This window comes from Arthrobacter sp. I3 (genome assembly GCF_000520575.1).
Classification (GTDB): Bacteria; Actinomycetota; Actinomycetes; order Actinomycetales; family Micrococcaceae; genus Arthrobacter; species Arthrobacter humicola_A.
Map to the genome: position 1 here is coordinate 1 of NZ_KI914911.1, position 10,060 is coordinate 10,060.

Below are 10,060 nucleotides of genomic sequence, written 5' to 3' on the forward strand. Positions count from 1 at the left end.
TCGGCCATGTCCACCAGGTGGTTGTGCTCGCTCACGTGGTACGGGACCACGTTGTAGAGCTTGCCGGAGAAATTGATTTTCATCCCGTGGGTGAGGTGGCCGCCGTGGGCCAGGGCCAGTCCCATGATGGTGTCGCCCGGTTCCAGGAGGGCGAACATGGCGGCGGCGTTGGCCTGCGCGCCGGAGTGCGGCTGGACGTTGGCGTACTCGGCGCCGAACAGGGCCTTGACCCGGTCGATCGCGAGCTGTTCGATCACGTCAACGTGCTCGCAGCCGCCGTAGTAGCGCTTGCCCGGGTATCCCTCGGCGTACTTGTTGGTCAGCACCGAACCCTGTGCCTCCATGACCCCGGCGGGGGCGAAGTTCTCGGACGCAATCATTTCCAGGGTGGACTGCTGGCGCTTCAGTTCGTGCGCCACGGCTTCTTCGACCTCGGGATCGACTACGGAAAGTCGCTCGTTCAACTGCTCAACCACGGTTGCTCCTTTGAAATACCACTATTGCTATGACTGATATATCAGTGTGAGAACAATGGTATGATTGAGATCACACCAGAGTCAATAGCTGGAAGCCAAGTGGAACCAGGCTTCCGGTTGAAATCCAGAAACGTTGAAATCCAGAAACGGAGCCGAGCCGTGAATGCACTCACCGTCCTGCCGCCCGCAGAGGACGAAGCTATCTCCCAGGCGGAGGCCGCGTACAGGCAGTTGCGCGACAAGCTGATCATGCTCGAAATCCGGCCGGGCGAACCCATCAATGACGGGCAGCTCGCCATCGAGCTCGGGTTCGGCCGTACTCCCGTGCGCGAGGCGATCAAGCGGCTGGAAGTGGACCACCTGGTGGTTTCCTACCCGCGAAGGGGAACCTTTGCCACCACCGTGGACTTCACGGAGCTGGCCGACGTCTCGGAAATCCGGGAACTGCTGGAACCCCTGGCGGCGCGGCGGGCGGCAACGCGGGCCAACGCCGCCATGCGCCGCGAGCTGCTGGAGGTCGCCAAGACCATTGCGGAACTGGCCCCGAGCCCCGCAGAGTCCCGGGAGCTGATGCGCTACGACCTGACGGTTCACCGCCTGATCTACCGGGCCGCGGCCAACCCGCACCTGGAGGATACGCTGATCCGCTACGACAACCTGGCCACGCGCATCTGGTGCCTGGTCCTGGACAAGGTCCCCTCGGTCAGCGGCCACATCACCGAGCACGTGGAGCTGCTCAAGGCGGTGGCCGAGGGCGACGCGGACAGGGCCGGCGAGCTCGCCCTGCACCACGTCACCAGCTTCGAGGAGACCATCCGCAAGGTCCTCTAGGTCCGGACGGGGGACCCNTTAAGCTTCCGGCGAGCCCGCACGTGATCGGCGACTTCGACCACGACGGGCGCCCGAGTCGCCGCCGCAGTGGATTAGAGTTCCGGAACTTCAGCCGTTTTTCTTCCAGCGCTTCGGCCACTTCACGTTCATCAGGAGCAGCCCCAGCAGGAGCGAATCAACGGTCATGATTGCGGCCATGAGATAGGCCCACCCGGCCATCATGGCTCGACCGCCGACCGGCGGCCTGAAGTGCGCGTACGTACCAGAATGCCCATGACGATCTCCTGACGTGGATCCCCCCAGTCACTCGATAGTCCACTTAGTGTGCCACCGCGCCGGACTGGGCGGAACCGCGGCGCCGCCCGGCTCAAGCTTTCCCCAAGTTGACGGGACACATCGCGCAATATATGCAACACCGTTTCGTTCATTGCAACTATTGTTGTGCGGTCCGGCTGGGTGCCCGCGGCGCTGTCTTGGTGCCTCATCCAGATTGATCCGCGTAAGAGAAATCACAAAAAGCATTGACTGTGTCATGCGTCACGCCTAATCTGGTGCAACAGCGTTGCACTGATTGCAACTCCCAAAACTCTTTGGTGGACACATGAGTAACGAAAATTTCTCCCCGTCGACACTTGCGGGGTCGAGCAGCCCAGAGTCGAATAGCGGGCATGGCAGTACTTCCTCCGGACAGGCCGCGGTGAGCGGCCGGGCGGCCCCGGGCGGGCACGATCCCGCAGTCAGCAAGGAAACCCGACGGCGGGTGGTCGCCGCAAGTTTCATCGGAAACTTTGTCGAATGGTTCGACTACGCCGTCTACGGCTACCTGGCCGCAACCATCGCCGCGGTCTTCTTCCCCGAGTCCAATCCCCAGACCGCGCTTCTGCTGACTTTCGCCCTCTTCGCCATCTCGTTCCTGGTGCGGCCGCTCGGCGGCTTTGTTTGGGGCCACATCGGTGACCGGGTGGGGCGCCGGACCGCGCTTTCCCTGTCAATCCTGATCATGTCCGGAGCGACCTTCTGCATCGCCCTTATCCCGGGGTACAACTCCATCGGCATCTGGGCGCCGATCCTTCTCCTGGTGGTGCGCGTCGTCCAGGGCTTCTCCGCCTCGGGCGAATACGCCGGCGCATCCGCCTTCCTGGTGGAGTACGCCCCGGCCAACAAGCGCGGCCTGTACGCAGCGGTGGTTCCGGCCAGCACGGCCGCGGGCCTGCTGCTGGGTTCCCTGCTTGCGGGCCTTTTGACCATCCTGCTCTCCGCCGAGGCGATGCAGAGCTGGGGGTGGCGCCTGCCGTTCCTGCTCGCCGCCCCGATGGGCCTGATCGGACGCTACATCCGCACCAAGCTGGAAGACACCCCGGTGTTCCGCGAACTGGCAGAGGAGGATCATGCCATCAAGGCCCCGGTATCCAGCCTCTTCCGGAACCACTGGCGGTTGCTGCTGAAGGCCGTCGGAGCAGTGCTGCTCAACGCCGTCGGGTTCTACGTGATCCTCAGCTACATGCCGACCTACCTGTCCTCGGAACTGGGACTCGGCGCTGCCGAATCTTTCCTGGCCACCACCATCGCACTCGTGACGTACATCGGGTTCATCTTCCTGACCGGAATGCTCTCGGACCGCTACGGCCGCAAAAAGGTCCTCATTGCCGCCTCCTTGAGCTTCATCGTGCTGACCGTGCCGGCCTTCGCCCTGCTGGGCACCGGGAACTTCCTAATGATCGTCCTGGTCCAGATCCTGCTGGGCGGCATGCTCACGCTCAATGACGGCACGCTTCCGAGCTTCCTGGCGGAAATGTTCCCGACCCGTGTCCGCTACAGCGGCTTCGCCGTCAGTTTCAATCTCTCCAACGCGCTCTTCGGCGGCACCGCGCCGTTCATGGCGACCCTCCTGATCGCCGCGACGGCCAATGCCCTGGCTCCTGCCTGGTACCTCGCCGGCGCCGCGGTCATCTCCCTGATCGCCGTAGCGCTCTCCCGGGAAACCAGTAAAGAACCGCTGCGCCACGAGTAGTCCCGGCCGACACCCACATTTTCCCTCCTAAGAAATCAAACCGCAGAAAGGCACCACCATCATGACCATCGCAACGTCCAACAACGCTTCGTCCATCGCCGAACTGGAGCGACTGAAAGTCCTGCACAACGGGCAGAAGGAAGAGCTGACCTTTTCCAACGCCGAATTTGAGCGCCGGCTCGGCGGACTGCGCCGCATCATGGCCGATAAGGACCTGGACGCCGTCGTCCTGACCAGCTACCACTCCATCAAGTACTACTCCGACTTCCTCTTTACCTACTTCGGCCGGTCCTACGCCATGGTGGTCACCAAGGACGACACCGTGACCGTCACGGCCAACATCGACGCCGGCATGCCGTGGCGGCGCAGCTATGGCGACAACGTGGTGTACACGGACTGGCGCCGGGACAACTACATCTTCGCCATCCAGGAGGCGCTGCGCACCCGCGGCATCAACCCCCGCCGGCTCGGCGTCGAAGACGATTCGCTCCCGCTGGACAACCGCAACAAGATCCAGGCGGCCTTCGCGGGAGCCACCCTGGTGGACGTCGCCCAGGCGGCGATGCGCCAGCGGATGATCAAGTCGGCCGAAGAGATCGAGGTGATCAAGCACGGGGCCCGCATCGGTGACCTGGGCGGCGAAGCCATCCGCAACGCCATCACCGCCGGCATCACCGAATATGAGGTCGCCCTGATCGGCACCGAAGCCATGGTCCACGAAATCGCGCGGACGTTCCCGGACTCGGAAATCCGTGACACCTGGGTGTGGTTCCAGTCCGGCATCAACACCGACGGCGCCCACAACTGGGCCACCACGCGCAAGATCCAGGAGCACGACATCCTGTCCCTGAACTGCTTCCCCATGACCTCCGGCTACTACACGGCGCTGGAGCGCACCCTGTTCTACGGCGAACCCGACGCCCGCTCCCTCGAACTGTGGAACATCAACGTCGAGGTCCACAAGCGCGGCCTCGAGCTCATCAAGCCCGGAGCTGTCTGCAAGGACATCGCCGCCGAGCTGAACGAGATCTACGTCAGCCACGGACTTCTCGCCAACCGGACGTTCGGCTACGGACACTCCTTCGGCGTCCTGAGCCACTACTACGGCCGCGAAGCCGGACTGGAACTCCGCGAGGACATCGACACCGTGCTCGAGCCCGGCATGGTGGTCTCCATGGAACCCATGATCACCGTCCTGGACGGCCAGCCCGGCGCCGGCGGCTACCGTGAGCACGACATCCTGGTGGTCGGCGAAGACGGAGCCGAGAACATCACGAAGTTCCCGTTCGGCCCCGAATACAACATCATCGGAGCCTGAGGCGCCCAGACCCCCTGAAGGCAGGACCCAGAAGCGGCGCCACGTCCACCGTGGCGCCGCTTTTGGGCCCTCATGCGGAATGATGGTAGACACCATGACCCCAGCAGAATCTCCCGGGACCACCGGAAACGGCGACACCAAGGGCACCTCCGTCATCGTCAACGCCATCGCCGTGCTGCGAACCTTCACGGCGGACGAACCGTTGCTCGGAGTCACCGAGATCGCCAACCGGGTGGGCCTGCACAAGAGCACGGTTTCCCGGATCCTGGCCACGTTCGAACAGGAACACCTGGTGGAACGCGATCCGGAAACCCGCCGCTTCCGGCTGGGGCTGGGACTGATCGCCGTCGCCGGGCCGTTGCTGGCCGAACTGGAAGAACGGCGGGTGGCGTATCCCGTCCTGCGTGAACTTACCGAACAGACCGGCGAAACCAGCGCCCTCATGGTGTGGAACGGCGCAGAGTCAATGTGCGTGGAGCAGATCGCCAGCCACCACCAGATCAAGCACACCACCCCGCTGGGAGCCCGGTACACCGACGCCATGAGCGCCTCCGTGCAGGTCTTCCTGGCCGCAGCGCCCGTCGAACGCGTCCGTGTGCTCCTGCGCAGCGGGGCGATCAGCTACCCGGGACTCGATGATGCGGGCCTGGATGGCTACCAGATCAAGCTCAAGGACGTGACGGCCCGGGGCTGGGCCATCAACTACGGCGAATCCTCCATCGATGAAGTGGGCGTCGCCGCTCCCGTCCACGACCACCGCGGCGACATCGTGGCGGCCGTCCTGATCTCGGCGCCCCGGTTCCGCGTCTCACGCGAGGCTCTGCAGAGCCTGGGCGAAGCGTGCGCCGCTGCGGCCGACAAAATCACCAGCCGGCTGGGCGGGCGCGCGTCCAGCAACGGCTAGCGCGGCCCGCGCGGCCCGCGCCCGGACTAAGGCGCCGAGCGCACGTCAGCTGAGCCGGGCCAGCCGCGCGGCCAAATGCAACGCTGCGAGCCGGCCCGTCCGCCGGGGGTCGCCGCCGCACAGCTCGAAGATCCGCTGCAGCCGTTGATGCATCGATTGCCGCTCCACGTGCAGTTCCCTCGCCGCCTGGGCCGTGTTGCAGCCGGAATCCAGCCACATGGCCAGGGTGCCAAGCAGCCGGGAATTGCGTTGCGCATCATAATCCAGGAGAGCCCCCAGCTGCTGGCGCACGAAGTTCCGCCGTTGGCCAGGGTCCAGGCTTCCCACGGCAAGGCGTTCGACGGCGAATGCCTCGCAATCGATCACGGGACTGTGCGGACCTTGGGTTCCCGTATGTGGTTGCCCCAGCGCGCCCGCCAATTCCAGGGTCAGCCTGGCCTCCGACAAGGACCAGGGGGCTTCCGAAATCCCGACGGCCACCGGGCCGACGGCAACCAGCGTGTCTGATGGGGCCGGTAGCGCCCGCAGGCCAGCCAGAAGTGCGTCCCTGCTGTCCAGCGGACTATCGCCCGGGAGGACCACCACCGCCAGCAGCTCGGCATTATCGACATAGGTTGCGCTGGGCTGCGCCCGCCGGGCCAAGAGCTGCTCCACAGAAGCGCGGAGGTGTTGGAGCATGCCGGAGCGGACCATGATGGCCACGATTGTGGCACCCGGCGGAATCCCGGCCGCGGAAGCCAATTGCTGGAGCCGCCAGGCCTGGCTGCCGGAATTAATCGCGCGAAGCAGGGCCGCCCCGGCGACTTCCTTGAGCCCGGGGGACATTCGCTGCAGCAACGCCAGGGCCAGGATGTCGACAGAACGATTTCCGGCCGTCCGGGCCAGGTTTTGGTCCTCGTCCGCCGGGACCCGCAGCAACAGCTGAGCCGCAAGGATGCCGCGGATCGGCACGTCGATGTGAATCAGGCGTGCCTGCTCCTGCGGCCCACCGGTGGAGGCATCGGGGTCGGCGGCCTCGGCCCGCCCCGGGCTTGCGCTGGCCAGGGTCGCGCCGGCTATGGACGTCAGCGTCACCTCGGCATTGATGATGCCGGCCAGCACGGCGAGGATCCGGTCCAGGCCGCCGCCGTGCGCCAGTTCGACAGCCATCGCGTGACTGGCCTCATCGGCCCGCCGCAATTGGGACACCGAGTCACTGACCAGCATCGAATTAATGGCCTGCGTGACTCCGACGAACGGCACCACCCCGCGAAGTTCGATCAGCGGAAGGCCGGCTGCTTCGGCGGCCGCCACCATTGAGGACGGCAGGGACGGCAGGGCGGACCCGGTTTCGATAGCTACGGCGGCAACGCCCCGCTCCGCCAGTTGGCGGATGTAGTTGACCTGCCGCTCCTCCGAGGCGAGGGCCAGGGCTTCTCCGCCCGTCAGCAGAAGTTCCCCGCCGGCCAGCAGGGGCGCGATATCAATGATTTCACTGGAGTGGATCCACCGCAGCTGCGCCCGGGCGGCGGCCCTGGCCGCGGCGCGGACAATGGGGTCGGCGGCCGCCATGGTCGGATGGTTCAGGACGTCTTGAAGAAGGATGGACATTACACTCCGTCGCGTTGCTCTGGGTATATTTAGACACATTGTATATAGTCGCATGTGGCCCACGACACATAATCTTGAGGAATCCCACACATCCTCGGAGGCTCCACATGCGTCAAAAATCCCCAGCGGCCCCTGCCGGCACCGCGCCGGAAGCGAGCGTAGACCACGAAGCGTGGCTCCAGCCCATCCCCGAATCACAACGGACCCGCAAGGTCTCCGGCCAGTTCTGGATCTGGGCCGGCGCCAATCTCGCCCCGATCAACTGGGTGCTCGGAGCGCTCGGCATCCAGCTTGGCCTGGGATTCGCGGACACCGTCACGGTTCTTGTCCTCGGAAACCTGATCGGGATGCTGCTCTTCGGCTGCTTCGTCCTGCTGGGCCAAAAGACCGGAGCGACCGGCATGGTGCTGGCCCGCGCCGCCTTCGGCCGGCGCGGCAACTACCTGCCCGCCGGCATCCAGGCTCTCCTGGTGATCGGCTGGTGTGCGGTCAACACCTGGATCATCCTGGATCTGGTCATGGCCTTGTTCGGAACGCTCGGCTGGGTTGACCCGGAGGCCAAGAACTACGCCTGGAAGATTGGCATCGCCACCTTCATCATGGCTGTACAGGTAGCCATCGCCTGGTTCGGCTATAAAGCCATCGCCGCCTTCGAGAAGTGGACCGTGCCGCCCACCATCATCATCCTGACCGTGATGTCGGCAGTGGCCTGGTTCGGCATGAAGATCAACTGGACCTACGCCGGCCCGGCGGGGCACATCCTGGAAGGCTCGGAACGCATCGCCGCGATGAGCGCGGTCATGACGGCCATCGGCATCGGCTGGGGCATCACCTGGTTCACCTACGCTGCGGATTACTCCCGCTTTGTCAGCACCACGGTGCCCAAGCGCAAGGTCTACCTCGCCTCGGTGCTGGGCCAGTTCATCCCGGTCGTCTGGCTGGGCATCCTGGGGGCCAGCCTGGCGACCAACACGGGTGAAATTGATCCCGGCAAACTCATCGTCCAGAACTTCGGCGCGCTGGCCCTTCCTGTGCTGCTCATGGTGCTGCACGGCCCGATCGCGACCAACATCTTGAACATCTACACCTTTTCCGTCGCCACGCAGGCCCTGGACATCTCCATCAGCCGGCGCAAGTTGAACCTGTTCGTCGGCGTCTTCTCCCTCGCGGCCGTGATCTTCTTCATCTTCCAGGAGGATTTCGCCTCCGTGCTGGACGCCTGGCTGATTGGGCTGGTCGCCTGGGTGGCTGCCTGGGGCGGAGTCATGCTGGTCCATTACTTCTGGATCGAGAAGCGCTGGCCCGGCGACCCGTCCCGGCTCTTTGACGCCGTCGGCACCAAACGCCTGCCGGGCGTGAATCCGGCCGGTGTCACTTCACTGCTCATCGGCATCTTCGCCACCTGGCTGTTCATGTACGGACTGGTGCCGGCCATGCAGGGCCCCATCGCCGTCGCCCTGGGCGGGTGGGATCTGTCCTGGCTCGCCGGGGGACTGGCCAGCGCCGCGGCTTACGCCGTCCTCGGTCCGCGGTTCCACAGGAAGTTCCTGGATGTCCCCACCCCCAGCGAACAGACCGCAGATTCACCTGAGGCAACCGGCCTTCCGGTCACATCAACCACGCACGCCGCCCTCTAGCAGGAGATCAACCCCGTGAACTTCCCCGCTTTCGCCGACACCGCCCATCCCATCACATGGCCCGAAGGCAATCGTGCCGCGGCGTCCTTCACCTTCGACGTCGACGCCGAATCCTGCACCATCGCCCATGACCCGCAGAGCACCAGGCGCATGTCCCTCATGACGCACCAGTCCTACGGGCCCAAGGTCGCCGTCCCGCGGATCCTGCAGATCCTTGAGCGCCAGCAGATCCAGGCGACGTTCTTCGTCCCGGGATTCACCGCCGAATGCTACCCGGACGTGGTCCGCCGGATAGCCGACGGCGGCCACGAGATTGCACACCACGGGTACCTGCACGAACCCATGCAAGGCATCGACGCCACCACGGAGGCGCGGTACCTGGACCGGGGCCTGGATGCCCTGGCCAAGGCCGCCGGCGTCCGGCCGACCGGCTACCGGGCACCATGGTGGGAGCTCAACTGGCATTCCCCCGCCCTCCTTGCCGACCGCGGGTTCCTGTATGACTCAAGCCTGCTCGACGGCGACGCGCCGTACCGCTTCAGCGTTGCCGAGGCAGACCCCCGCGATCTCGTGGAAATCCCCGTCGACTGGGCTCTGGACGACTGGGAGCAGTATGCCTTCTACCCGGGCGTCACCGGAAGCGGCGTCATCGAAAGCCCGGCCAAGGTCCTCGAAATGTGGACGCTGGAGGCCGAAGCCCACCACGCTGCCGGGAGCTGCTTCGTCCTGACCAACCACCCCTTCATTTCCGGCCGGCCGTCCAAGGCCGTGGCCCTGGAACAGCTGATGGACCGGGTCAAATCCATGGACGGCATGTGGGTCACCACCATGGAGAAGATCGCGCAGCACACGCGCGACTCCGTCGAGGAGATCCACACCCACGCGCGCATTGCCGTGCCCGGATTCCCGGACACCGGCGCACAGTTCACGCCGGCCGACGTGCGTCAGCCCCAGGGAGCCACGGCGCGTCGCGGGGCCGGAATCTAGGGCACAAACCCGGCCCTGGCAGGGACAGGTCCCCGGCGCGGCCCCCTCGTCAGAGGGTGGCTGGGCCGGGGACCTTCCTGCGGGGCGGCCCGGAGCCGGCGGCGAAGCTGGTGTTTAGCCGGTCTTGGCCATCGCGTAGGCCACGGTGCCGTAGGCCAGGGCGCCGGCCATTTCGGTGAGCAGGTCCGGGTTGGTGTTGGCGATCGTGTCGCAGGCCTCGTGGTAACAGGGATCGAGGTCCTTGCCGGCCACCCCGCCAAAGGACCGCGCCTGGGCCTGGGTCTTCTTCTCGACATCGCCGGTGAA

At 65.3% G+C, this 10,060-nt stretch carries 7 protein-coding genes and 2 pseudogenes; 6 read left to right on the top strand and 3 right to left on the bottom strand.

What is annotated here, in order from left to right; translation table 11 throughout:
- Window positions 1-476, bottom strand: a pseudogene (locus Y706_RS0106275) (serine hydroxymethyltransferase); the annotation flags it as partial.
- A 159-nt stretch (window positions 477-635) separates the two neighbouring features.
- On the opposite strand from Y706_RS0106275, the gene Y706_RS0106280 reads away from it, so the two are divergent.
- The 4 genes from Y706_RS0106280 to Y706_RS0106300 all read left to right on the top strand — a co-directional run bounded on the left by Y706_RS0106280 (window position 636) and on the right by Y706_RS0106300 (window position 5,540).
- Window positions 636-1,307, top strand: a complete 672-nt coding sequence (locus Y706_RS0106280; RefSeq protein ID WP_028275923.1) for a GntR family transcriptional regulator — start codon at window positions 636-638, stop codon at window positions 1,305-1,307.
- Window positions 1,308-1,908: 601 nt separating this feature from the next.
- On the top strand, window positions 1,909-3,318 hold the full coding sequence (locus Y706_RS0106290; RefSeq protein WP_028275924.1) for an MFS transporter: 1,410 nt from the start codon (window positions 1,909-1,911) through the stop codon (window positions 3,316-3,318).
- A 61-nt stretch (window positions 3,319-3,379) separates the two neighbouring features.
- Window positions 3,380-4,636 (top strand): aminopeptidase P family protein, encoded by a 1,257-nt coding sequence (locus Y706_RS0106295; RefSeq protein WP_028275925.1) that lies wholly within the window; start codon window positions 3,380-3,382, stop codon window positions 4,634-4,636.
- A 94-nt stretch (window positions 4,637-4,730) separates the two neighbouring features.
- A complete protein-coding gene (locus Y706_RS0106300; protein WP_243178252.1) occupies window positions 4,731-5,540 on the top strand; it encodes an IclR family transcriptional regulator in 810 nt (269 codons plus the stop codon).
- Window positions 5,541-5,585: 45 nt separating this feature from the next.
- On the opposite strand, the gene Y706_RS0106305 is transcribed toward Y706_RS0106300, so the two are convergent.
- A complete protein-coding gene (locus Y706_RS0106305; protein WP_028275927.1) occupies window positions 5,586-7,130 on the bottom strand; it encodes a PucR family transcriptional regulator in 1,545 nt (514 codons plus the stop codon).
- Window positions 7,131-7,237: 107 nt separating this feature from the next.
- Between Y706_RS0106305 and Y706_RS0106310 the strand changes: the two genes are divergently transcribed.
- Both Y706_RS0106310 and Y706_RS0106315 read left to right on the top strand, forming a co-directional pair.
- On the top strand, window positions 7,238-8,767 hold the full coding sequence (locus Y706_RS0106310; RefSeq protein WP_028275928.1) for a purine-cytosine permease family protein: 1,530 nt from the start codon (window positions 7,238-7,240) through the stop codon (window positions 8,765-8,767).
- Window positions 8,768-8,782: 15 nt separating this feature from the next.
- Window positions 8,783-9,754, top strand: a complete 972-nt coding sequence (locus tag Y706_RS0106315; protein WP_028275929.1) for a polysaccharide deacetylase family protein — start codon at window positions 8,783-8,785, stop codon at window positions 9,752-9,754.
- A gap of 114 nt (window positions 9,755-9,868) precedes the next feature.
- Here the strand turns inward: Y706_RS0106315 and Y706_RS29155 are convergent.
- Window positions 9,869-10,060: pseudogene (locus Y706_RS29155) on the bottom strand (aminopeptidase); the annotation flags it as partial.

What these genes read in the sequence shown, in the direction of transcription:
- Y706_RS0106295 (WP_028275925.1), top strand. Translation starts at nt 3,380, where the DNA reads ATGACCATCGCAACGTCCAACAACGCTTCGTCCATCGCCGAACTGGAG.
- Y706_RS0106290 (WP_028275924.1), top strand. Translation starts at nt 1,909, where the DNA reads ATGAGTAACGAAAATTTCTCCCCGTCGACACTTGCGGGGTCGAGCAGC.
- Y706_RS0106310 (WP_028275928.1), top strand. Translation starts at nt 7,238, where the DNA reads ATGCGTCAAAAATCCCCAGCGGCCCCTGCCGGCACCGCGCCGGAAGCG.
- Y706_RS0106300 (WP_243178252.1), top strand. Translation starts at nt 4,731, where the DNA reads ATGACCCCAGCAGAATCTCCCGGGACCACCGGAAACGGCGACACCAAG.
- Y706_RS0106305 (WP_028275927.1), bottom strand. Translation starts at nt 7,130, where the DNA reads ATGTCCATCCTTCTTCAAGACGTCCTGAACCATCCGACCATGGCGGCC.